The sequence below is a fragment of the Micromonospora sp. WMMC250 genome, assembly GCF_027460215.1.
GTDB classification, from domain to species: Bacteria; Actinomycetota; Actinomycetes; order Mycobacteriales; family Micromonosporaceae; genus Micromonospora; species Micromonospora taraxaci.
Window position 1 is genome coordinate 1 of the sequence record NZ_JAPZBJ010000002.1, and the last position, 24,425, is coordinate 24,425.

Annotated in this window: 18 protein-coding genes and 1 pseudogene; 5 read left to right on the forward strand and 14 right to left on the reverse strand. The window is 69.0% G+C overall.

The window, feature by feature from the left end:
- The 6 genes from O3438_RS00205 to O3438_RS00230 all read right to left on the reverse strand — a co-directional run.
- On the reverse strand, positions 1-5,598 hold a 5,598-nt coding region (locus O3438_RS00205), incomplete at its 3' end, for a type I polyketide synthase (protein WP_269677973.1).
- Between the two features lie 186 nt (positions 5,599-5,784).
- Positions 5,785-7,131 (reverse strand): NAD(P)/FAD-dependent oxidoreductase, encoded by a 1,347-nt coding sequence (locus O3438_RS00210; RefSeq protein ID WP_269677935.1) that lies wholly within the window; start codon positions 7,129-7,131, stop codon positions 5,785-5,787.
- 8 nt (positions 7,132-7,139) lie between these two features.
- A complete protein-coding gene (locus O3438_RS00215) occupies positions 7,140-7,424 on the reverse strand; it encodes a hypothetical protein (RefSeq protein ID WP_269677936.1) in 285 nt (94 codons plus the stop codon).
- A gap of 211 nt (positions 7,425-7,635) precedes the next feature.
- On the reverse strand, positions 7,636-9,120 hold the full coding sequence (locus O3438_RS00220) for an amino acid adenylation domain-containing protein (protein ID WP_269677937.1): 1,485 nt from the start codon (positions 9,118-9,120) through the stop codon (positions 7,636-7,638).
- Complete coding sequence (locus O3438_RS00225; protein WP_269677938.1) at positions 9,117-10,256, reverse strand: acyl-CoA dehydrogenase family protein; 1,140 nt, start codon at positions 10,254-10,256, stop codon at positions 9,117-9,119. Before O3438_RS00225 ends, O3438_RS00220 begins: the two co-directional genes overlap by 4 nt.
- 506 nt (positions 10,257-10,762) lie before the next feature.
- A complete protein-coding gene (locus O3438_RS00230) occupies positions 10,763-12,139 on the reverse strand; it encodes a cation:proton antiporter (protein ID WP_269677939.1) in 1,377 nt (458 codons plus the stop codon).
- A gap of 1,735 nt (positions 12,140-13,874) precedes the next feature.
- Between O3438_RS00230 and O3438_RS00235 the strand changes: the two are divergent.
- The 4 genes and pseudogenes from O3438_RS00235 to O3438_RS00250 all read left to right on the forward strand — a co-directional run.
- A pseudogene (locus O3438_RS00235) lies at positions 13,875-14,315 on the forward strand (transposase family protein); the annotation flags it as partial.
- Positions 14,316-14,976: 661 nt separating this feature from the next.
- Positions 14,977-15,312 carry a hypothetical protein gene (locus O3438_RS00240; protein WP_269677940.1) on the forward strand — a complete coding sequence of 112 codons (336 nt, stop codon included), beginning with the start codon at positions 14,977-14,979 and terminating at the stop codon, positions 15,310-15,312.
- Positions 15,302-15,883 carry a hypothetical protein gene (locus tag O3438_RS00245; protein WP_269677941.1) on the forward strand — a complete coding sequence of 194 codons (582 nt, stop codon included), beginning with the start codon at positions 15,302-15,304 and terminating at the stop codon, positions 15,881-15,883. Before O3438_RS00240 ends, O3438_RS00245 begins: the two co-directional genes overlap by 11 nt.
- Positions 15,884-16,452: 569 nt before the next feature.
- Entirely contained in the window at positions 16,453-17,430 is a 978-nt protein-coding gene (locus O3438_RS00250) for a hypothetical protein (protein ID WP_269677942.1), read from the forward strand.
- 150 nt (positions 17,431-17,580) lie between these two features.
- On the opposite strand, the gene O3438_RS00255 is transcribed toward O3438_RS00250, so the two are convergent.
- From O3438_RS00255 to O3438_RS00285, 7 genes are all read right to left on the reverse strand, one after another.
- Entirely contained in the window at positions 17,581-18,831 is a 1,251-nt protein-coding gene (locus O3438_RS00255) for an MFS transporter (RefSeq protein ID WP_269677943.1), read from the reverse strand.
- Positions 18,831-20,249, reverse strand: a complete 1,419-nt coding sequence (locus O3438_RS00260; protein WP_269677944.1) for an FAD-dependent oxidoreductase — start codon at positions 20,247-20,249, stop codon at positions 18,831-18,833. The genes O3438_RS00255 and O3438_RS00260 overlap by 1 nt, the downstream gene beginning before the upstream one ends.
- A gap of 75 nt (positions 20,250-20,324) precedes the next feature.
- Positions 20,325-20,816 (reverse strand): GNAT family N-acetyltransferase, encoded by a 492-nt coding sequence (locus tag O3438_RS00265; protein WP_269677945.1) that lies wholly within the window; start codon positions 20,814-20,816, stop codon positions 20,325-20,327.
- A complete protein-coding gene (locus O3438_RS00270; protein WP_269677946.1) occupies positions 20,816-21,142 on the reverse strand; it encodes an ArsR/SmtB family transcription factor in 327 nt (108 codons plus the stop codon). Before O3438_RS00270 ends, O3438_RS00265 begins: the two co-directional genes overlap by 1 nt.
- A gap of 12 nt (positions 21,143-21,154) precedes the next feature.
- A complete protein-coding gene (locus O3438_RS00275) occupies positions 21,155-22,408 on the reverse strand; it encodes a M28 family metallopeptidase (RefSeq protein WP_269677947.1) in 1,254 nt (417 codons plus the stop codon).
- Positions 22,405-22,665, reverse strand: coding sequence for a hypothetical protein (locus O3438_RS00280; RefSeq protein WP_269677948.1), 261 nt, complete (start codon positions 22,663-22,665; stop codon positions 22,405-22,407). The genes O3438_RS00275 and O3438_RS00280 overlap by 4 nt, the downstream gene beginning before the upstream one ends.
- A gap of 21 nt (positions 22,666-22,686) precedes the next feature.
- The gene (locus tag O3438_RS00285) at positions 22,687-22,836 is read right to left on the reverse strand and encodes a hypothetical protein (protein ID WP_269677949.1); all 150 of its coding nucleotides are present in this window, start codon (positions 22,834-22,836) and stop codon (positions 22,687-22,689) included.
- Positions 22,837-22,921: 85 nt separating this feature from the next.
- On the opposite strand from O3438_RS00285, the gene O3438_RS00290 reads away from it, so the two are divergent.
- A complete protein-coding gene (locus tag O3438_RS00290) occupies positions 22,922-23,299 on the forward strand; it encodes an ArsR/SmtB family transcription factor (RefSeq protein ID WP_269677950.1) in 378 nt (125 codons plus the stop codon).
- On the opposite strand, the gene O3438_RS00295 is transcribed toward O3438_RS00290, so the two are convergent.
- Positions 23,271-24,380, reverse strand: coding sequence for a flavin-containing monooxygenase (locus O3438_RS00295; RefSeq protein WP_269677951.1), 1,110 nt, complete (start codon positions 24,378-24,380; stop codon positions 23,271-23,273). The genes O3438_RS00290 and O3438_RS00295 overlap by 29 nt on opposite strands.
- Positions 24,381-24,425: the final 45 nt, after the last annotated feature.

A 24,425-nucleotide genomic window follows, 5' to 3' on the forward strand; every position in this document is an offset into this window, starting at 1 on the left:
CCGCAGCTGGTCGGCGCGCCGCCGCACTGCCTGCGCAGTCGCCGCCGTGATCACCGACGGCAGCAGCGGCCGGCCGGTTTCCGTTGCCGTGGCGCGGTACCAGTGGTGGCGGCGTTGCCACGGGTAGCCGGGCAGGCTGACCGGCCGGCGGGGTAGGCCGCCTCCGGTGACGACTGCACCGTTGACGACCAGCTCGGCCGCGGTCAGCGCGAGGTGGTACAGCGGGTCGTCGGCGCGTACTTCGCACTGGGCGTCGACAGGTAGTGGTGCCGGTCCGAAGCCGGCGTCGACGACGGTGTCGAGATGTGCTGCGCTGATCCGTTGGGCGCAGCCTTCGGTGCTGCCTGCCGGGTGGGCGGTGGCGCGGGCGGTGAGTTGGCCGGTGGTGGCGGCCGGCTCGGCGGTGTCGGCGCACAGCAGCGGGATACGTGCGTCGTGCAGCGCGACGTCGGCGCCGGGCTGCAGCAGCATCCGCAACGCGTCGTCTATGCCCAGCTGACCGGCTGCCCAGGCGGCCGCCATCTGCCCGGCGCCGTGCCCGACGACGCCGTGAGGCGCGACTCCGACGGCTGCCCACAGCATGGTCGCGGCCACCTGGTGACAGAACAGGTAGGCGGCGTGCAGTTCGATGGGCGGGTCGGCGTGCAGGTCGGGCGTGCTTGCGGTCAAGGCTGCCAGGGCGGTGGCGCAGGTGGCCAGCGCCCGGCTGTAGTCCGGTGCAGCGGCCAGCTGCTGCCGGGTCTGGCGCGGGGGAAGCTCGGGCCCGTACCAGAACGCGACGGTGCGGGCGTGGCCGTCCGGGGTATGCCCGATGCGTACGTGTGCTGGCGGCTCGCCGCGGGCCGCCTGGTGCAGGGCACCGGCCAGGTCGGCGGCGGTGTTGCCGACGGCGGCGAGCCGGTGCTCGAGCCAGGACCGCCGGTGCGCGGCGGTGTATACGATGTCGTCCAGGTCGTCGCCGCTGGTGGACAGGCGGACGGCCATCAGCTCGGCTGCGCGGGCCAGGGCCTGCGGTGTGGCGGCGGTGATCGGCAATACGTAGGGCGGTGCCGGGCGAGCTGGTGTCGGCGGCTGCGCGGTGGACGCGGTCGCCTGTTCGATCAGGACGTGGGCGTTGCTGCCGCTGAACCCGAAGGCGCTGACGCCGGCCCGTGCGGGCCTGTCCGAGTGTGGCCACCCCTGGCTGGTGGTCGCGATGGTGACGGGAAGGTGGTCCCAGTCGATTCGGGTGGACGGCCGGTTCAGGGGGTGGGGCGGGATCTGGCCGTGGTGTAGCGCGAGGATGGCCTTGAGGAGACCGGCGACGCCGGCGGCTGCCTCGAGGTGGCCCAGGTTGGCCTTGGCGGATCCGATCAGTAGTGGTGTGTCGGGCTTGCGGCCCGGGCCGAGGGCTTCGGCCAGGGCGCGTACCTCGATCGGGTCGCCGAGCGGGGTGCCGGTGCCGTGGGCTTCGACGTAGTCCACCTCGTGCGGCGCCCACCCGGCCCGGCTGAGCGCTTGCCGGATGACGGCGACCTGGGCGGCGGCGTTGGGAACGGTCATGCCGCCGCTGGCGCCGTCCTGGTTGATGGCGGTGCCGCGCACCACTGCGTAGACGCGGTCGCCGTCGCGGTTGGCGGCGTGTAGCGGTTTGAGGATGAACGCCACCGCGCCTTCGCCGCGCCCGTATCCGTCGGCGGCGTCGTCGAAGGTCTTGCACCGCCCGTCGGGGGCGAGCGCTGCGGCGGCCGACATGGACACGGACACGGTGGGAGCGACGATGACGTTGGCGCCGCCGACGACGGCGACCTCGCAGTCACCGTTGCGCAGCCCTTGGCACGCAAGGTGCAGGGCGGTCAGCGACGCCGAGCAGGCCGTGTCGACCGCGATGCTCGGTCCGCGCAGCCCCAGGACGTAGGAGATGCGTCCGGCGGTGGCGGCGAAGGAGGTGCCGGTGCCGTAGAAGTGGTCGACCTGCTGCATGTCACGGGTGAGTAGTTGCTGGTAGTCGGCGGTGTTTAAGCCCAGGTACACCCCGACCGGCCGGCCGGCCAACCCGGCGGCGGGGTGCCCGGCGTCCTCGAGTGCCTCCCAGGCGACCTCGAGCATCAGCCGTTGTTGCGGGTCCAGTGACCGGGCTTCACGCGGGGAGATGCGGAAGAACTCGGCGTCGAAGCCGGCTACGTCACCGAGGAACCCGCCGCGGGTGGGTACCTGCGTGTCCGCCTCGGCCCAGATGGGGTCGGCGCGCCGTGCTGCCGGCAGTTCGCCGATCGCGTCGCGGCCCGCACGCAGCAGTTCCCAGAACTCCTGCGGGGTGTCGGCTCCCGGCAGCCGGCAGGCCAGGCCGACGACTGCCACGGCGTCGGCGTCGGCGTCGGTCTCGGGGTGCTCGGTGCCGTCAGCGGTGATGGTGGAATCGTCGGCCGCCGGCTGCTGCGCCGCGGGCGGTGGGTCGGCTGCTGGGTGGGCGGGCTGGTCGGTGGCGGCTCCGACGTCGATGAGATGAGCGGCGAGTGCGTCGACGGTGGGGTGCTCGAACACGATGGTGGCCGGCAGGGGCAGGCCGAATTCGGCCTCCAGCCGGGTCCGCAGCTCCACCGCGGTCAGTGAGTCCATGCCCTGCTCGAACAGTCCGCGGCGGCGCGGCAGGCGGTCGTCGCGGCTTAGGCCGAGCACCGTGCGACTCACTGCTTCGACCCGGTCTGCCAGGTCTGCGCCGGGTGTGGCGCTGGTCGGGTTGGCCGTGATGGCAGCGGGGGCCGGGGCGGCTGTGATGGCGGCGGGGGTCGGTGTAGCCGCGGTCACCTGGGCGAGCATGCCGTCGGCGGTGGCGCCGGTCGGCGACTTCGGTGTTGGGTCCGATGGGGCGGCCAGCATCTCGCCGATGACCTCGCCAGCAGCGTCGAGCATGCTGAGCCGGATTGCTGCCGGCGCCGTGGCCACCGTGGCGGCTGCGCTCTGCTGGCCTGGTTGCACCCCGGGCAGCCAGTAGCGGTCCCCGCCCCACGACGGTGCCGGCAGCCGGTGGTAGCGGCGGGGTCTGCCGGTGACCTGCTCCCAGTCGACCTGGAGGCCGGCGACGTGTAATTGGGCTAGGGTCTGCAACAGTGCTCGTTCGCCCGGAGTGTCACGGCGCAGTGTGTGCAGCACGGGTCCACGCCGCTGGTGGCGGGTGACGGCTTCGGCCAGAGGGCGGGACAGCACCGGGTGCGGGCCCACCTCCACCAGGCAGTACCGGTCTTGGCGTAGGAGCCGGTCGACGGCCGGCCACAGCTGGACAGGGTCGGTAAGGTTGCGTTGCCAGTAGGCAGCGTTCAAGTGCGGGTTGTCGGCCTCCGGGTCGACCGCGGACAGCAGGCGAAGTGACGGCGCGGCCGGCTGTAAATCGGTGAGCGCCCGGCCTAGTCGCGGCCCGCACGACGCCACCACCGGACTGTGGAACGCGTAGTCCAGGCCAAGCAGTTTGGAGCGCAGCCCGGCGGTCGTCAGGGCGGTCTGAGCGGCGTCGATGCCGGCGTGGCCACCGGACACCATGACAGTTGCGGGGCCGTTCACCGCGCCGATGACCGCGCCGCCGTCGAGGTCGTCAAGGATGGCCTGGACGGTGGCGGGGTCGGCGTGCACGGCGAGCATCCGGCCGGCGCCGGCGGTTTCCTGCAGGATCCGGCCGCGGTGCACGATGAGGCGAACAGCATCGGCGAGGCTCAGGCAGCCGGCGGTGTGGGCGGCGGCGACCTCCCCGACGCTGTGCCCCAGCACCGCGGCGGGCCGGATGCCCCGTTCGGTCAGCCAGCGGGTCAGTGCCACCTGCACGGCGAAGATGGCCGGTTGGGCGATGTCGGTGCGGTCCAGCCGGGAGTCGGGCAGGCGGCGCAGTTCGTCGACCAGCGACCAGGAGGCATGGGTGCGGATCAGGGCGTCACACTCCTGCAGCGTGTCGCGCACCACTGGCACCTGGTCGTAGAGGTCTGCGGCCATGGCCGGCCATTGGCCGCCCTGCCCGGAGTAGACGAGCACCGGTGCCGGCACGTCGGCCGCCTCGCTGGTGCCGGTGAAGCCGTGTTGCTCCCAATCGTCGAGAGCGGCCGTCAGGCTTTCGCGGTCGGCGGCGACCACAGCGTAGCGGTGGCTGTCGTGGCTGCGCCGGGTTGCTGCCGAGGCGAGCAGGTCACCGAGCCGGCCGGTGGTGGAGACCTGCTCACGCAGCGCGGCGAGCTGCTGCGGCACTCCGGCCTTGTTCGACGCGGAAGCCAGCAGCACGTACGGGCCGGCGGAGGGTGGCTCGGCGGTGGTTGCCGGTGCATCGACCGGCGATTCGACAATGACATGTACGTTCGTGCCGCTGAGCCCGAAAGAGCTGACCCCGGCCCGTACCGGACGGTTCAGCGCCGGTAGGTCGGTGCCGGCGGTGGGCACGGCGATGCGCGAGCCGGACCAGTCCACGGCGGTGGTGATCCGATCGAGGTCCGGTTGACCGGGAACGTGCCCGGCGTTGACGATCCACAAGGCCTTGAGCAGACCGGTGATGCCGGCGGCGGCGTCGGTGTGTCCGAAGACGGCCTTGCTGGAGCCGATCAGTAGCGGCCGGGTGTCCGCTGAGCGCGGCTGGTAGGCCTCGCCCAGGGCGAGCAATTCCATCTGGTCACCCAGTGGGGTGCCGGTCCCGTGCGCCTCGACGAAGTCGACGTCGTCGGCGGTCAGCCCCGCGTGCGCCAGCGCGGCCTGGTGCAGGTCGACCTGGGCCATGGCATTGGGGGCGGTCACGCCGAGGCTGCGCCCGTCCTGGTTGACCGCCCAGCCGCGGATGACACCGTAGACGTGGTCCTGGTTTGCGACCGCGTCGCTCAACCGTTTGAGGATGACGAATCCGCAGCCGTCACCGCGGATGACCCCGTCGGCGTCGGCGTGGAACGGGCGGCAGCGCCCGGTGGGGGAGATCGCCCCCACCCGGCTCATGAACACGCTCAGCTCCGGTGCCAGCATCAGGTTGACCCCACCGGCCAGTGCGGTGTCGCATTCCCCGGCACGCAGGTTTTGGCAGGCCAGGTGGACGGCGAACAGCGACGAGGAGCAGGCGGTGTCCACTGCGGCGGCCGGGCCGCGCAGATCGAAGGCGTGTGCTAGCCGGCCGGCTGCGAAGCTGAACTCGGTGCCCGGGGCGTATCCGGGGCCGATGCCGGCGATACCGAGTGTCTTGCTGTGCAGAAGGGCGTAGTCGTTGGCCAGGATGCCGACGAACACGCCCGTGCGGGTGGCCGCCCACTGCTCGCGGGTCCGTCCGCTGTCACACATAGCCTCCCAGGCGACCTCCAGTACCAGCCGCTGCTGGGGGTCCAGCGAACCGGCCTCGCGGGGGGCGATCCCGAAGTGTGCGGGGTCGAACCGGTCGATGTCGTCGATGAACGCGCCGACGTGGCTGGCGGTGGTGCCGGCACGGGTGCGGGCGGGGTCCCAGAATTCAGGGCCCCAGCGCTGCGGCGGCACCGGGCCGGTGATGGCGCCGGCGGCCAGCTGCGCTCCGAAGGCGTCGAGATCGCGCACACCGCCCGGGTAGCGGCATCCCACACCGACCACGGCGATGGGCTCGGCGGTGAACGCGGATGAGGTGGCGGCCATGTGATGCCTCCGGATGCGGGTCGGCACGGTCGGGGTGGGTGCGCCTCACGTCGTTGGCCCACGCCATCGGTCCGGGGTGGTGACGGGACGGTTCGTGGTGTCCTTGGGTGGAGGCTCGGGCCTGGTGCACGGCGGGGCGGTGCCGACCGACACCAGGCCCGAGAACCGGAAGAACGGGGCGGTGGGTCAGAACGCCGGCGCTGCGGTGGGTGCGCGCAGGGTGCCGAGGTAGGGGTGCCACAGATGGGTGGGGTCGTTCTCTACCGCGGTCACGGTCTCGCGCATGACACGCAGCACTTCGGGCTCCGACTCGTCGTACAGGTCGCCCTGCAACAGTCGGACGACGTCAAGGCGGTAGCGCGGGTCCTGGACGAACGAGGTGAACAGGATGTTGAGCCGGTAGTAAACGGAAATGAACTCGTACCAGTTGCGCACACCGTTGCGCAGTTTCTGTTCGTAGGCCGTGAAACGGTCCCGGGTAAATTGTCCGGCCTCGAACGCGGCGATGATGTCCCGGCTGGCGAATCGGGCGCTGGTGAGTGCGACACTGACGCCGCTGGAGAAGATCGGGTCGACGAAGCGGGCGGCGTCACCGATGAGCACGAACCGGTCACCGCAGATCTGCCGCATCGCGTAGCTGTAGTCGCCTTCGACCTTCAGCGGGCGCACCTGGGTGGACTGTTTGAGGGCGTCGGCGAGTTCCGGTCGACTAGATACGAAGTCCCAGAAGAACTTGTCCCGGTCGGTGTTCGCGGAGGCGAACCGGTGCTTCTGCGTCACCACACCGACGCTGGTGATCGTGTCGGTGATCGGGATCTGCCACACCCAGGTGTCCTTGATGGGCAGGAAGTGGATGTAAATGTAGTCGATCTTTTCGGGGTTGCTGGTGAGCGCTTTGCGGTCCAGGTTCTCGAACCAGCTGTGGATCGCGTATTGGTTGAACACCGGGTCGGGGACCTTCAACCGCATCTGCCGGCCGAGCATGGTCTGCCGGCCGGACGCGTCGACCAGCATCCGCGCGGTGGTGGTGAACTCGTCCGATCCGTTGCGGCAAGTGACGGTGACACCGTCCGGGTCGTCGAAGTCGGCGTTGAGTACCCGGGTGCCTTGCCGCACTGTGGCGCCCAGGCTTTCCGCGTGCTCGAGCAGGATCTGGTCGAACCGGCCGCGGTCGACGTGGTAGGTGTAGTCGCGGTCGACGCCGGGCTGGTCACGCTCGCTGAACAGAATTTCCGCTGCGCCGAAATCGTGCGCGAGCTTGGTGAAGTCGTTGGCGACGATGGTGCGGGTGTCGGCGGAGGTCCAGGCCGCCCCGTACTTGCGCGGGAAACCCGCCTGGTCGACCTTCGCCATCGCACCGGTCTCCAGCATCACCCGTGTCGTTGCCGGCACCAGTGACTCTCCGACGTGCTCGCGGGGAAAGGTTTCACCTTCGAACACAGCGACCGACAGGCCGGCTTTGGCCAGGTAGGCGGCGGCGGTGGATCCCGCCGGCCCACCTCCGATGATCACGACGTCAAACTCGGGCTCCATGCGCTCACTCACTCCGTTCCCACGTTGGTCATCTGTTGGGTGGCCGCAAGGTCAACCACCATTGCGGTGATGCTGCGTACGTCTTTGAAGTGCTCTGCGTTGACGTACTTGGCGGGTACGGAGGCGCCCAATTCCTCACGGATGAACGTCAGCAGGACGGCGGTGTTCATCGAGTTCAGCACGCCCCACTCCAGCAGTGGTGTGTTCTGCTGCAGTTCGCCTTTCTGGTCTCCGTCCAGGAACCGTTCTCGGATGAAGGCCATGAGTTGGGCCGAGATGTCGTCATGCGTCATGTGCTGGGTCCTCCCAGGAGGTCGATGTTGTGCGATTCGCCCGGATGATCGGGGTCTTGGTCCCCAGCGGTGGCTACGGCCGCCGCGTGTGGTCGAAGGTGCGGCCTGGACGCGACGGTCGCGGTGGCAGGGAAGGCGTCCGGTGCGCGTCATGTTGCCGGTGGCGGAGGGTCACGGCCGGACCGGGATGTCTGCGCCGTCGCAACCGGCATCAGGTGCCCTGGGCTGTGTGGGACGGGGCTGCGATGGCCAGCAGCGCCGATCGGTCGATCTTGCCGTTGCGGGTGCGCGGCAGTTCCGTGACGGTTCGGACATGGTCGACGAGCATGTAGCGCGGCAACTGTTGTGCGCAGTGCTGTCTGAGGGCCAGAGTCCCCGGCTGCCGATCGGGGTGTGGCAGCACGAATGCTGTCAGCCGGGCGTCCACGCCGGTTCCAGTTACGACGGCGACGGCTTCAGCGACGTCCGGGTGGGTGGTTAGGGCCGCTTCGATGTCACCGAGCTCGACGCGGTGACCGCGTACCTTCACCATGTGATCGCGCCGGCCCACGAAGTCGAATCCCCCGTCAGGCAGCACACGTACCAGGTCGCCGGTGCAGTACGGCCCTTGATGGCGTGGCCGGCCCCAGTATCCGAGCATCACGGTGGGTCCTTCGACGAGTAATTCGCCCTCGTCGCCGGGCCCGGCGACGCTGCCGTTCTCGTTTTGCGCCCATACCCGGTCTCCGCAGGCGGCGGTGCCGATGGGAACCGGCCGGTCGCGGTCCAGGTCTGCGGCCGCAAGTTCGTGATAGGTGCACACGTTTGTTTCGGTCGGCCCGTACAGGTTCAGTAGCCGGGCCGAGGTCCAGCCGGCCAGTTGACGCACGTGGGTGATGGCAAACGGCTCACCGGCGAACAACACCGCCCGCAAAGTCGCCGGCGCGGGCCGGTCGAGTAGCCCACCTTCACGGATCATCAGGGCCAGCGCTGACGGCACCGAGTACCAGATGCTGATGTGTTGGTCATGCAAGAGCTGAACCAGTTGTGCGGGTGCGTAAGCCAGGTGGCTCGGGATCAGGCATACGCACGCGCCGCCGGAGAATGCCGCGTACAGGTCGAGCACGGAAAGGTCGAAGGTCAAGGGGGCGTGGTTGGCGAACCGGTCCGCGGGCAGGGGCTGCAGTTCACTGGCCGCCCAATCGACGAAGGCGCGGGCATTGCGGTGGCTGACGCACACGCCTTTGGGCCTGCCGGTCGATCCTGAGGTGTAGAGGATGTACGCCAAGTCGTCGGCTGCGACAGGTTCATGGAACGACCGTGCCCGAGAGTCTGTATCGGTAAAATCTAGGCAGACGGTGCTGGGCTCGAGTTCGGTGCGGATCCGACCGGACAAGTCCGGCGTAGTCAGGACTGCGGAAGCGGCGCAGTCTCGAGCCATAGCCGCTACCCGCGCGATCGGTGTGTTGGTCTCAGCGGGAACATAAGCTGCGCCAAGCCGCAGGACGGCTTGCATGGCTGCGACCGTGGTGACTGATTTCTCCGCCCATAGCACCACCCGGTCGCCGTGGCCGACACCGTTGTGCCGCAGCACGGCGGCGAGAGTGTTGGCGTGCTGGTCGAGTTCGCGGTAAGTGACGGCATGCCCGGCGTCGGTGACGGCGAGGTTGTCGGGTTCCGCAGCGGCCATGTCGATGACGAGCTGGTGTAGGTTCACAGCCGCGCCTCTCGGGCGATGATCTCGCGCTGGATCTCGTTGGTGCCGGAAAAGATGGTGGCGGGGATGCTGTCGCGTAGTTGCTGCTCGACCCCAGTGGCGGTGAGATAGCCGGCTCCACCGAAAATTTGCACTGCGTCGATGCTGTTGGCGACGGCAGCCTCGGAGACCGCTATCTTGGCCAAGGCCACGGCCGTGGTGTGATCACGGCCACCGTCCAGCAGCCAGCAGGCCCGGTACAGCAACAGTCGGCTGCTCTCCAGGCGTTGCCGCATGCCGATGATGCGATGCGAGATCGCCTGGAAGTCGCCGATCGCCCGTCCAAACTGACGCCGCCTGCGGGCGTGCTCGGTGCATTGCTGCAGTTGCCGCTCCATTAGCCCCAGATATGCGGCGAACAGGCACCCACGTTCCCACGCCATCGAGTGCTGGAAGATGACGCTGCCTTGTCCTTCGCTGCCGAGCCGATACGCCACCGGCACCCGGCATTCACGAAACGCGACCCGTGAGGCCGGGCAGGATGCGAGCCCTAGCTTTCCCAGTGGGGGCCCGACTTCCACACCGGCCGTCCCAGCGGGTACCGCGAAGGCCGTGATGCCAAGGAAACCCGCGGATGGGTTGGTCACTGCATAGGTGATGAAGACGTCCGCGGCGGGCCCGTTGCTCGCGAATGACTTGTCCCCATTGAGGACGTAGTCGTCGCCCACCCGGTCTGCGGTGACGGCAAGCTGCCCAACGTCGGACCCGGCCGCGTCCTCGGTCATCGCGTTCGCGGCGACCAGCTCGCCGCTGGCAAGCCCAGCCAGTAAACGCTCGGCTGCCGGGCTGTCGCCGAAGTCGCGTACAGGAACGGCACACGCCAACAGGTGAGCGCTGATGCTGAACACAAAACCCGTGTCGGGGCAGCCGTGGCCGAAAGCTTCCAGGCACAGGGCTGTATCGAGCGCGCCGAGCCCGCCGCCACCGCTGTCGGTGGGTAGGCACAGGCCTACCAGCCCGATGTCGGCTGCGGTTTTCCAGTCGTCGCGGCTGAAATAGGAGCCGGCCTGTTCCCGGACCGTCCCGAGCCTGGCACGTACCGCGGCCAGCACATCGTCATATCGTGCTTGTTGTTGCGCAGTCAGGTCGAAGTCCAAGGCTTGTCACGCCTTCCCCCGTTGCATCGAACCGCCATGAACGCCGTCGGCTGCCGATCAGCGCGTTCCTGAACAGTCCACTTCTGAATGCTTGCTGGATCGGCGGGGACGAGGTCGCGTCTGCGCGATGCCTCGTGCGTGACCGGCTTGACGCCTTTACGGCGAGCCGGTCCATTCCCGACGTCACATGTGGTCGTGCGAATCCCCGTAACATCCGGTGATCCGGATGATGATGATCTCGACCGATGTCATCGTTATCGAAACGTACTTGGCTTCGCGCGGGCTCGTCAAGAGCATCCAGGCGGCCGAGCCCGGCACCAGCGGGTTCCTGCGAGGGTGACAAACACTGCGAATGAGCTCGATAAAGGGCACGTGGCGCCGGTAACTGCCCAGCTCACGAAGCTTTGTCCTTAATGGGCGATCAGCGATCCCGCGCGCCGGAGCAGAGCATGCGCGGCGATGGGCGCGATGTTCGCCTGTCGCCTGGCCAGTCGCAGGAGCGCGTCTCACGTGCCGGGTCCTTCGGCCAGTTTGGATCGAGTCGTAGAGGCGGCACCGTCGGGCTGGTCATGGTTGCGTTCGCGCAGTTGCTCCTCGGAGGTGTAGTCCACCCGCCGCATGGCGTAGCGCAGCAGGGGCGGCGCCATGAGCGACGTCGCGATCGCTACCAGGACGATGATGGTGTAGGCGGCCGTGCTCAGGACGCCGAGGCGGAGCCCGACCATCGCGACGATGACTTCGATGACACCACGGGCGTTCATGCCTGCGCCCAGTGCCAGGGCCTCCCACCGGTTCATTCGGCTGGCCCGTGCGCCGATGTAGGCACCAGCGAACTTGCCGAGGATCGCGACGGCAAGGACGAGGATCGCGGCGGCGAGGACCACTGGTTCTCCCAGGGCGGTCAGGTCCATCCGTAGCCCCGCTGTGGCGAAGAACAGTGGTGCGAGTACACCGAGCACGACCGCCCGCAACGGGGCGAGCCGGGCGAGAGTGAATTGCTTTGTCCGCCCGCTGGAATCTGCCGTGGGCGGTCGCAGGGCCGTGGTGGCGGGCTGCGAGCTACTCGGGGCACAGGTGCCGATGAGGATGCCGACGACGAAGGCCCCGAACACGGCTTCGAGTCCGAGCGCGTGCGTAGCAGCGGCACCCAGCAGCACGAGCACTACGGCGGTGGCAACCACGGGCCCGGAGTCGGACGATCGGGCGCTCATGCGCAGTGCGACGCGGACGATGGGCCTGCCTACCAGCGCTGCCAGGATCAGCACCGCCGCCAGGTACGTCAGTGACAGGCCGACCTCGCCGGCGTGCAGGCCGGTGGTGGCCATCGCTGACACGACAGACAGCATCAGCCACCCGAAGACGTCGTCCACCATGCCTGCGGACAGGATCAGCTGACCGATATTGCGGTGCAGCAGATTCATGTCTATCAGGGTCTTCGCGATAACGGGTATAGCGCTGACGCACATCGCGACGCCGAGGAACAGGGCGAAGACGGTGCGGTCTCCGTCGTCGGCTAGAAGTGAGGTCGGCAGCAGGTAGCCGGTCGCGATACCCAGGCCCAGCGGCACGATGAATCCCGCCACGCTGATGCGCGCGGCGGTGCTACCGCGGCGCCGTACCAGGGCAGCGTCGACCTCGGTGCCGGTGATGCCGACCAGCAGCAGCACGCCAAGTTGCCCGACCACGTCGAGTAGATGGAACTGGCTTGGGTCCTTGGGCAGCAACCAGCCGGCGAGGCTCGGTGCGAGGTGGTCGAGCACGGATGGACCGAGGAGCACACCGGTGCACAGCTCACCGACGACCGCCGGCATGCCGAGCCGCACGGCGAGCCTTCCGAGCAGTAGTGCCAGCAACAGGAGCAGGCTGATCTGGAGGAGGAACACCAGCAGCGGATGAGCCGCAACCGGTGCAACGGGAACTGCGAGCGCCAACGTAGCCTCCCAGGACTGCCGCACCGGAGAGGTGCGGTTTGCGGATGGCGGAGTGCCTCAGGTGCAGGGTGTGGCCGAGCGAGAGGACGGACTGTCGGGGCGGGGGTCGGTCTTAGCCGCGGCGGAAGTGCAGCCAGGGTGAGTGCGGTGGTCGACGGAGGGCAGCAGCTGCGCTCCTTTTTCTAGCTGGGTGGGCCACATGTCGGCGGCGACCAGCGACGGTCCTGGTGCACGGAGGGCACGTCGGGGCGGCACGATGCGGAGAACCTTCGCACGTCGACGGAGCGGTGGGTGATCTTGCTGCGGCAGGCAGTCGCCGCGAACCGTGCCGCCGGAACCGTCCTCGTGACTGTCCGGCCCTCCCCCCCGGCCGCCGGTCAAGCGTCCACCTTCACGGCTGTGGACGCTTGGCATGTTTCGTTTACGCCGCCGACGGTCGCCCGGCCATCATGAACATCGCCAATTGGCAATGTCAACAGGCGTGACCGATGATGTCGGATCGTCCGGATATATGATTCGCTGCGGTCGATCGGGATGCACGGGTCGAACGGCGGGCTGGTACCGCGGGGCGACACAGCGACCGAGACCTGACCGTGGTGCACTGCGGCTTGGCCCGTGAACGATCGGCAGGTGGGGACTCCGTCAGCGGGGTTGAGGGTGCCGCGCGCCACCAGGCATACCCAGGCGATGTCCGCGAGCACTGCCACAAGCGGCATGGTCAACGGTGCAAGCCGACCAGCGCGGGGCCGGGGTGTCCGCGAGCAGGTGGAAGTGGGGTGATTCGTCATGGCAGAGCCATCCGAACCGAGCGCCCGCGTCACCGCCGACGTATATTCACCACTCTTCCAAATCAACCATCGGTGGCCAGATTTCTGGTGTTTCGCAAAGTGTGCAGAGACTCTGAGCGCTAACCTCCCAGAGCGATCCGAGCGTCAGCAGGTCACCCTGGTGGCGGACCGAAGAAGGCGCCTATGGGCAGACAAGCAAAGTGGTCGGCCGATATCAATGCCGTAGCGATGCTCTAACGACGCGATCGCGACAAGGTGGCCGGAGAGCCATTGAAGGCAGCTTTCTGATAGAAGGAGCGAGGCGAGGCATCCCGGCTAGCTCAAGATTCAGCCCAGCCTTCACCTGGGTTGGATAAACGATGCGCAGTCATCTGACGACGTTGATACCTTCACTCGGTTAGACCCGCCCGGCCTCCCGCTCTCCAAACCCTTCAAGCGTCTAAACAGATCGTCAAACTACTACTGTCTCGGTGTTTGTGATAGGCGCGGCCGTCTGGCTGATCGATCCGCGCTTCGAATACTGCAATGGCTTCCAGCCCAATGTGTGAATTTCGTGACAGGAGTTGAGACCGTTACCGTCACCCTCGACAAGGCGGGCAATTGGTCAATTACCCCGCAAGGTCATATGCACCTTCCGCTGTTCGTTCAGAGCGAGCTAGGCATTGTCGTGGGGGATCGATTGTTGATCGCGGCAGACCAGCGTTCTGGAGTGTTCCGGACCAACACGATGAGTTGGCTCGATCGGGCATTCGGAAGTCTGGACGAATATGCTTAGGAATGTGGAACTATGACCGACGACGCACCTGTGGTTGCAGGCAGCAACGAATTAGAGGCGGTGCGGCTGCTGTTGGGCCGGCTGGGACTGACGGCTGAGCAACTACTCGGCGGCGCGCCGACGCCTGCCGACTCGGGACCACCGCCTCGCGGCGCCGAGCAAGAACTACCGGTACTCGACGAACCTGCAAGTGTCCATCGACGCCTACACCCGCCTGGTCATCGCCGTCGGCGAGCCCCAGCCGGGCAACCGCAACGACACGATCGTCTACCGCACCTCCGGCATTGACCAGAAGTTGGCCGGACGGCCCGTCATGGCCGGCGGCGGCTACCGCGGCAATCCCGAGGTGATCATCCCCTACCGCAAGAACCGCGACGGCAGCCCACTACCGGCCCGGAAGCAGGACCTGAATGCCCAGCACCGCACCGTCCGAGCACAGGTTGAACACACCCTGGCCAGGATGAAGAACTGGAAGATCCTGCGCGACTACCGCCGCGCCGCCCGCACATTGACCGCTGCCGCTTCCGGCATCGCCAACCTCCACAACATCGCCCTGACCTGGTGACCACAGACCCAGCCCCAGCCAACGCTCCACCCAGTTACGAGACAGCCCTTAGGGCGCTGCCAGCGAGGTTGCGACCGACGGATCGCACTGGTCAGGGCGCAGCCGCCACTGTGATCCCAGGGTCATCTGCAGGCTCGCACGACTACCGAGTTATTCGACTCGGTCGAAGGCATTGTGGCGACGGGAATAGATTGCAGTTCATCGAGCCAGTAGTTTGGTTCGACTTTTTGTGGAGAGTTCACAGCACTGTCATGGCCGCCCTATCAAGGAGCTGGGGTGGGATGCTTTGTCTCAGTCCCGTGAGCTGGTAAGTTGAATGCATGAACACCCACGCTAAGCGTGGATGCTCTAAATATGTATTCTCCCCCCTCGGACACCAGTTTTTGTGGGGATTCGCGAGAGATCAACCGGTCTCCGCGAATCATTCACCAAAGACAAGCACCCACGCGTATAGCGACCATCGGGGGACGGTTCCTGCTGCGCTGATATCGGTGCGACTCTGCTGGCGGCGGTCATGAGCCGCCGACCGCACCCCCCACACCGCGACGTTGAGCAGATCGTCGAGGCGCTCATTCCCGTCCCGCTGCCGGTCACACCGCCGGAATCGGCGCCCTGCCGACGTTGCCGTCACCCGCTGGCCAGACAACCGATGTGCTGTTCGATGTGGCCCGTCCGGATGCCGCTGGGCGGGTCACCGCTCGCCCGCTGCTGCGCGCTCTGGGCTGGACTCCCCTGCCTCGCCCTACACGTCGACGTCGTGCACGCCGCCATCCTCATCACCCCGACGCCAGCCGGTGCGCACGTCGTGGGCACCCGCGAGGAACTGCCCCTGCCGGCCGCCGCCCGCTACCTCTGCGGCATCACCGCGGGTGAACCGGTGCTCCTGGCCGCCCTCCCGGGTCGGAATCTGCTTGTTGTGCACGCCTCACACACCATCGCCGAGGCGCTGGCGGACCTGCACGCGCGGATCCTCAGGAACAACTCCGATGGCCGCTGACCCGGACCGCGTCGCAACGGCAAGGGCGCTGCTGGAGCACCTTGGCCTCACTCCCGCCGACCTCACCCGCACCGATGTGCGTGTCGTGCCATCCACCGCCGGCGCCCGGTCCCGGCGCAAATCCCGCCTGGGCCGGCACGCCGGGGAGCACTTCATGGCCGCGGCCCGTGCCTTCTACAACCGGGCCATCGCCGACGGTCACCTCGCGGCCGTGGACAGCCCCGCCCACGGGGTGCGCAAACCCCGCCGGCAGCCCAACACCCGCCGCGCCCTGACCCCGCACGAGCTGGAGGAGATCAACCGGGCCGTCCGCCGCGGCGGCAACGACATCATCCTCGACGCCCTGCTGCTGCGGCTGCCCACCGAAACCGCCTGCCGACGCGGCGGCGCCCTGGCACTGCGCCTGATCGACCTCGACACCGCGCACTCCCTGATCCGGTTGGCGGAGAAGGGTGGCACGCAACGGTGGCAGCCGATCACGCCGGCGCTCGCTGCCCGTCTTGCAGAGCACGCCCGTGCCCGTGAGGTGGTGCTGCCCACCGACGCGCTGCTGCGCTACCGCAACCGCTAACCCGCCACCTAACGCCGCTACGACCTGCTGTGGGCTCGCATCGGCCGGCAGTTGCCGTGGGTCGCCGCCCAGGGGATCTCCACGCATTGGCTGCGCCACACCACCCTGACCTGGGTGGAGCGGCATTTCGGCTACGGTGTGGCCCGCGCCTACGCCGGACGCACCGACAGCCGCGGACCCGCTACCACCATGTACATCAAAGCCGACATCCAGGATGTCGCCACCGCTCTGGCAGCCCTCACTGGTCAGTCACACCCACTGGCCGTCGAACAGCGAGGGCTTCCATGGCCACCGGCACAGCCTGACAAGTCCCCGATCTATCCGAGGTGATCAGTTCGAGCGTCACCGTTCCCGCGTCACACGCGAGCCTGCCGCTGGAGCCGATGACCTGCGCGTCAGTCCCTGCTTGGATCATGTCCGCACTGTGTTCAGCGGACGACGGCGTACAAGCCCGACGGAGCCGTTGCCGGTAGGCGCTTTTCCATCTGCGGTAACGGGTCGGAGGTATCCGGCTGTGTCAGACCGTGCACGTACCCTCCGGTCGTCAACCGCATCAGATCGAGGAACCGATGATTCCCCCGACGATCGACCCGCAGACCATGGCACCGCTCGCGTTCATCCGCCTGCTTCACCAACAGGGCGTTGACCAGACGCATCTGCCGGAGCCGATGACCTTCACCAGCGTCCTGTCGTTTCACGACGCCGTGGAGCACTTCTTGGTCCTGGCAGGCGAACACCTCGGTGCTAACCTCCCCGACCACATTCAGTTCATGAAGTACTGGGCGGAGTTGCAACCGAAGAAGCTCAGCGGTGGTGTGGATCTATCCGGCAAGGTGGGGATGGACCGGCTGAACCGCCTCCGTAACGGGTTCAAGCACGTCGGGCAGATGCCGGGGCTCGCAGCCATCGAACAGGCCCGCGCCGACGTCGCTGCGTTCTTCGAGGACAACACGCCCAAGGTGTTCGGTCTCGAGTACAGCGGTATCGATATGACCGACCTCATCCACCAACCTGAAGCGCGAGCGAAGGTTAGGGCAGCGGTCGATGCCCACATCGCCGGGGATCGCCCAGAGGCCATGGCGCTGTTGGTAGAGGCGTTCGACCAGTTGGTGCATGAACACATCTATCCCCAAGGGTTCAGTGGCCCAGCGTTCACCTTTGGTCCCCGACTCTCCCGCCCTATGAGCCGGGGAGGTATCGAGGCAGCCGTTCGTTCTGTGGAACGGCCCTACGCGGGACTTAGCCGAGCACAGGAGCGACTAGTCGAACAGATCGATTGGATGACCCGGGTGACGTCCGAAGGGCAGCGCGCCCTGCGGATGATCGCCCTGAGGATCGACTTCCGGGAGTATCACCGGTTTCAACAACTCACACCCGAGCTCTTCTACACCGGCGCTGGACGCCAGGTCTCGCGGAGCCAGAGATACGCGCCCAGCTCCAGCGAGTTCGACTTCTGCCACCAGTTCGTAATCAGTGTGGCTCTTCGAGTCGCCGAGTTGGGGAAACACCTTGTCCTGCCTTCCTGGCAGGAGGGCTGGGAGGCATAGCCGTACCGCAATGCCGCGGTACCTGCGCCACGGAGCGGGCTTTGTGGAGCCAAGCGCCCCCGAATCGGGCTAGGGCTGAGCACGGTGGCGGCGAAGCTCGCCCTCCTCGCTCTGGCAGATGGCAAGGCGCCGGCGTCGTGCGTACTCCGTCTAGCTGACAGGGGTGGGTGACGTGGTGGTGCGGGTGAGCATGCCGATGGCGGCGAGGGCGCAGCATCCGGCGACGGCGGTGAGCAGGGGTGTGTATCCGGCGGTGGTGTGCAGGAGGGTGGCGGCGGCGAGGGGTGCGGTGGCTTTGGCGATGGTGACGGGTGCGGTGAGTCGTCCGGCGATGGTGGCGTAGGCGGTGGTGCCGTACCGGTCGGTGAGCATGGCGGGGGTGGCGAGGCTGGTGATACCAAAGCCGAGTCCGAAGCCGACGACGGTGATGACCGCGCCAGTGCGGGTGCCAGCGAGCAGCTGCATGGCGAGCACGGCGCAGGCTTGGATGGCGAAGACCGCGGCGACGATGGTGGTGACGCGCAGGCGTCTTCGGGCGGCGGTGAGGACGAGTCGTCCGGTGACGGACAGGACGCCGAGCAGTCCGGTCATGGTGGCCGCGACAGTGGCGGGATGTCCACGGTTGATGAGGTAGCCGATGAGGTGCACGGTCATGGTGCTGGTGGCCGCGCCGTGCGCGATCAGGGTCGCGGCGAGGATCCAGAACCGGGCGTCGCGCATCGCGGCCCGGGCGACGGCGCGCCGCTGGGGGTGTCCTGGCCGGGTCGGGCTCGCGGGCTTGGTCGTTGCTGCCGGTGGGGGCCGGCGGATGGTGAGTCCGTGCAAAGGGACGGTTACCGCGCCGTGGACGGCGGCGAGGACGAGTAACGTGCCGCGCCAGCCGAGGTGGGCGGCAAGGACGCCGGTCAGGGGCATGAAGATGGTGCTGGCGAATCCGGCGACGATGGTGACGGCGAGCAGGGCGGTGGCGCGTCGGTCGGGGGTGAACCAGGCGACGATGACGGCGAAGGCGGGTTCGTAGAGGACCATCGCGCCGGTGATCCCGATGCCGATCATCACTCCGTACAGCTGTCCGATGGTGTGGACCTGGGACCACGCCACGAGCAGGGCGGTGGCGGTGATCGAGCCGGTGGTCATCAGCGCGCGTCCGCCGTGGTGATCCAGCCACCGGCCGACGGGGATCGCTGCGAGCGCGCCGGCGAGCACCGAGGCGGTGAGCGCGCTGGTGACCGCGGTGGTGGAGGTGCCGAGGGTGGCGGCCATCGGGGTGAGCAGGACGGCGTAGGCGTAGTAGAGGGTGCCGTAGCCGATGGTGGAGGTGACGGCGAGGGCGGCGACGATCCGCCACCGGTGGTGCCCGCCGACGGCTGCGTCGGCGGGCACCGTGATGGTGGTGGGCATCAGCTGCTGCAGCAGCCGCCGGTTTGCGCGTCGGCGGGGGCGGCGTCGAGGGTGAGCAGGCTCAAGGGTGCGGCGCGCAGCCCGCCGGCGATGCCGGTGGCCAGGCCTCGTCCGGAGCTCGGGGTGGCCGGGGCTGGCCCGCAGCAGCTGTCGGCGTTGGCGGACACGTCCGGGTTGCTGTTGCACACCCCGGTTTCGGGCAGGTCGAGTTGGACGTCGTGGGCGGCGCTCCAGTCGCCGGCGAGGGCGGCGACGACGGAGCGGACCTGCTCGTAGCCGGTGGCCATGAGGAACGTCGGCGCCCGCCCGTAGGACTTCATGCCGACGGCGTAGTAGCCCGGCTCGGGGTGGGTGAGCTCGTTGACGCCGTGTGGGGGCACGGTGCCGCAGGAGTGCTCGTTGGGGTCGATCAGCGGGGCGAGGGCGCGGGTGGCGCCCATGACCGGGTCTAGGTCGAGGCGCAGCTCGGCGGCGATCGTATGGTCGGGCCGGAAGCCGGTCGCCGCGACGATCCGGTCCACGGAGATGGACTCTTCGCTGCCGTCGGCGTGCCGCACCACCACGCTGACCCGGCCGTCGGTGGGGGTGAGGGCGTGCACGGCGAAGCCGGTGAGCAGGCGGATCCGGCCGGCGTCGACGTGCGCGCGTAGCCGGGAGCCGAGGGCGCCGCGTGCCGGGAGGGCGTCAGCGTCGCCGCCGCCGTAGGTGCGCGCCGGTGAGGTGGTGCGGATTGCCCAGGTCACGGCGGTGCCTGGATGTTCGGCGGCGAGGTCGGCGAGGGAGAGCAGGGTGTTGGCGGCGGAGTGACCGGCGCCGACGACGAGGGTGTGCCGGCCGGCGAACCGGTCCCGGTCGGCGCCGAGGACGTCAGGCAGCGCGTGCTCGAGGTGCGCCGCGACGTCAGCCTCACCCCGGGCTGGCAGGCCGGAGGCGCCGAGGACGTTCGGAGTGCCCCAGGTCCCGGACGCGTCGATGACCGCGCGGGCGAGCACCTCCTGGCCGTCGGCGAGGCGGATCAGGAACGGCGTGCTGTCGCGGCCGGCGGTGCGCAGCCGGTCCAGGCCGACGCGGCTGATCGCCTCGACCCGGGCGCCGTAGCGCACGTGCGGCTTGAGTTGCGGCAACTCCGCCAGGGGCTGGAGATAGTCGCCGGCCAGTTCCGCGCCAGTGGGCAGGGCCTCCAGGTCGGGGGCGACCCAGGCGGCGTCGTCGAGGAGCCGGCGGGCGGCGGGGTCGATGTTGTACCGCCAGGGGGAGAAGACCCGGACATGTCCCCACTGCCGCACTGCGGCGGCGGGGGTGTCGCCGGCCTCTAGGACGAGGAACGGCAGGTCACGCTCGTGCAGGTGCGCGGCGGTGGCCAGGCCGACCGGGCCGGCGCCGATCACCACGACGGGCAGGTCATCCAGGGTGCTCATCAGGTATCTCCTCTGTGTCGAGAGTTGTCGAATCAAACAGGTAGACGGCGGCCATGCGCCTGAGGGGAGGGTGGGTCAGGTGATGACGGGGCTGCGGCGTTCCAGCAGGATCACGTCGCGCCACCGGCCGTGGTGGCGGGCGACCCGCTCGCGCACGCCGATGACCCGGAAGCCGGCGCGTTCGTGCAGGTGGAGGCTGGCGGTGTTCTCGCCGAAGACACCTGATTGGATGGTCCAGACGCCGGCGGCTTCGGTGGAGGCGATCAGGGCCTCCAAGAGCGCGCGGGCGACGCCGCGGCCTCGGGCGGCGGGGTCGACGTAGACGGAATGCTCGACCACGCCGGCGTAGACCGCGCGGGCGGAGGTGGGTGAGACGGCGACCCACCCGAACACCGTGTCGTCGGCGGCGACGAGGCGGTGCTCGGGCAGTTTGCCGGCGTCGAACTGGGCCCAGGTCGGCGCCGTGGTCTCGAAGCTGGCGTCGCCGCCGTCGAGGCCGGCCTGGTAGATGGCGAGCACCCGTGCGGCGTCGCCGGCCGTCATGGGGCGAACAGTGATGTCGGCCATCAGCAGGCTCCGTTCGGGTGGGGGGCGGGTCGGCCCATGACGACGTCGGCGGCGGAGGGGAAGCAGTCGACGCAGGCGTCGTTGATCCGGTAGTGCCGGGCGGTGCCGACCGCCTCGACGAGCACGAACCGCACGTCGGTGAGGATCTTCAAATGTTGGGAGACGGTGGACTGGGCCAGGCCGATCGCGGCGACGATCTCGCCGACGTTCATCGGTCGGGCATGGCGGGCGAGGTACTCGACGATCTGGACCCGGGTCGGGTCCGCGAGGGCCCGGAACCACGATGCGTACTGCTGCGCGGTGCTCCGGTCGAGCAACTCGTCCACAACCCCACCCTTCTATCGTTTATCGCCGATCGACGATGAAACTGTAGCGTGCGTGGAAGCGGCGAGACAGACGGTGGCGACGACGAGGCGGGCGATCGCTTCGAGCGTGTGCGGGTCGACGCGGTCTGGGGTGTCGGCGGGGCTGTGGTAGCCGGCCATGCCGGCGCCGATGCCCACCGCGGCGAGACCGGCGGCGGCGTAGCGGCGGTTGTCGGAGGCGACCGGCCCGGCGGCGAGCGGAAGGCCGGTGTGCCGCCCGGCCTGATCGAGTAGGGCGAGCAGCGCGTGGGCCGGCCCGCCGGCCTCGACCGCGGCGGCCTGGTCGAGCAGCCCGGCGCCGTCGACGTTGATGACCAGCGGCCGAACGTCGCCCGCCTGCAGCTGCTGGCTGTGGTGGGCCGAGCCCAGCGCGCCGACCTCCTCGGCGTCCAGCAGCGCGACACCCACCCCGACCCCCACAGGGCGGGCGGCGGCAAGAATTCGGGCGGCTTCCAGGACTACCGCGACGCCGCTGGCGTTGTCCGACGCGCCGGGCTGACGCAGACCGGGACGGTCGCCGACGCCGTCGTAGTGAGCGGTCAGCAACACCTCGATCCCGCCCGCCTGCGCCGCCGGGAACCTCGCGTGGATGTTGGTGCCGGTGACGTCGCGGCGGCGTAGCGGGGTGTTTGCGCTGCACCAGCCCTTCCCGGTGACGGCGGCCAGGACGGCGCGGTGGGTGCCCGCGTCGAGGGTCAGGATGGGCAGCGGTCCCGGGTCCGGTCCGGCGAGGACCGTGTACTGCCAGCCGTCGGCATCGACGGCCCGGCTCAGCAGTAGACCCGCGGCGCCCGAGGCATCGCGGGCGGCATCGAGAGGGTTCCCGCCGGTGGGCACCACTAGCCACCGGCCGGCCGGGTCGCCGCTGCCGGCCACACCCAACGGGCCGCGCCTGACCTCAGAAGTGTCGGCTGAGGCGCAGTGGACCGCGACCTCGCGGCCGAAGGTCAGCCGCGTCGAGGTGTCACCTTTGCCCCAGACGACGGTCGGCGCCGCGTACAGCTCGGGCACGTTGCGGACCGGGAAGTCGTCGGTGTCGACCGTCGCGCCGAGGTTGGCAAGGTGCGCGACGAGCCAGGCGCGGGCGGCGGCGCCGCCGGCGGTGCCGACCCGCCGGCCGGTGAAGTCATCCGCGGCGAGAGCGGAGACCGTGGCGGCCATCCGCTCGGCTGACACCTGGGGCAGGATCGCGTCCAGGTGGGCGGCCGATCCCGATGGGGCGCTCATCCGCAGCACCCCTGACCCGTCGTGACGGCTTCGGTCTTCGCCTCGGTGCCGCAGCAGGAGCTGGCCGCTTCGGCGGCCTGCCGAGTGCCGCAGCACGGTCCCGCCGTCGCCGAGTGCCCGTCGGGCGGGAGGATCGAGCCGACCGCCTGCGCGGGGCTGCCGCAGCAGGAACCGGAACCGGTTACGGCCAGGGCGGCGCCCGGATCACCGGCGAACCCGCCGGCCGTCGCGGGGCTGATCTGGGTGTTCTCGCTCATCACACAACCTTTCGATCAGGGTTACCGGGCGCCGATCAGGGCGTAGGCGTTGTCACGGATCTGGTCGAAGTGCCTCTGCGCCCGCTGCGCCGCGGTGGACACCCGCGCACAGGAGTCACAGAACCGCGCTCCCGCCTGGGCTTTCGCCGTGCGTCGTGCTGTGCCGAACATGACGACTCCCTTTCCACGACGCCTGTCTTGACGTCTGTCGAATCAGAGAGTTGCACGCTGCTTAGACACCTGTCAACCTAGAGGCATGTCAAAGCAAGCTGCGTCGCTTCCCGTCATCGACCTCACCGCCGACACGCCGTGCTGCCCGCCGCTGGCGCAGAGCCCGGTGCCGGCGCAGACCGCCGCGGTGCTCGCGCCGGCGTTCAAGGCGCTCGGCGACCCGGTGCGGCTGCAGCTGATGTCGATGATCGCCTCCGCGCAGAGCGGGGAGGCGTGCGTCTGCGACCTGACCCCGGCGTTCGACCTGACCGGGCCGACGATCTCGCACCACCTCAAGACGCTGCGCGAGGCCGGCCTCGTCGACGCCGAACGCCGCGGCACCTGGGTGTACTACCGGGCCCGGCCGGCCATCCTGCGCCAGCTCGCCGGACTGCTCAGCGTCGAGCCGGCCGCCGTCGCGTGAGCCGCGCCCAGCGCCCGCCGCTGCGCAGGTGCTCGGCCAGGGCCCTGACGGCGTGGGTGGCGTCACGACCAACGCCGCGCAGGGTGTTCGACGAGAACGACCGCTGGAACTCCAGCCCCAGGTAGGCCAGCGCGGGGTGAGTGGTGGAGACTCCACCGACGTGTTCGGGCATACCGGCAGGCGTGAGGGCGCCGAGCGCGGCGAGATATCCGAGGTTCGGGCGGTAGCCGGTCGCGAGGATCACCGCGTCGATCGGCTCGGACGCACCATCGGGCCACCTGACCCCGTCGGGGGTGAAGGCGGTGACCATGTCCCGGCGGGTTAGCAGGCCGCCCATGATGGCGTCGCGGTAGACGCCGGTGTCGAGCACTGCGGCATGGCGGATCAGGCGGGTGAGCACCGCGCGCGGGAGGCGGTCCGCCCTCGTGGCATGCAGCCAGTGGTGCAGGTCCCGACCGCGGATGCGTTGCGGCACGAACTGGATTGGCGCCCGGGTGGCCAGGGTGCCCCGGGCGATCGGCGCCAGTTCGTGGGCGATCTGGATGGCGGAGTTGCCGGCGCCGACCACGATGACCCGCTTGCCGGCGTACGTCTCGGGCCGCCGGTATTGCGCGACGTGGCGCACCTCGCCGGTGTAGTCGCCGAGACCAGGTAACGCCGGCAGGTGCGGGTTTCCGAACGAGCCGCTGGCCGCGATGACCCCCGCCGCCGCGATCTCGTCGCCGCTGTCGGTGCGCACCAGATAGCCGCCGCCGGGGCGTTGACGCACGGCGGCGACACGTACGCCGGTGCGGATGTCGGCGTCGATGCCGCTGGCGTAGCGACGCAGGTAGGCGACGACCTCGTCGCGCCTCGGGTAACGCTCGGGATCACCCCCGCCGAACGCCAGGCCAGGCAGCGCGCTGAAGCGGGCCGGGGAGAACAAGGTGAGGCTGTCGTAGTAGTCCGGCCACGAACCCACCGGCTCGGCGCCTGCCTCCAGGACGACGGGCCGCAGACCGGCAGCCAGGACGGCGTGAGCGGCGGCGAGGCCGGACTGGCCGCCACCGACGATGATCACAGATTCTCCAGAGGTGGTCACCTCCTCATCGTATCGTCATTTCGTTGAATGACAATATGACCGTGG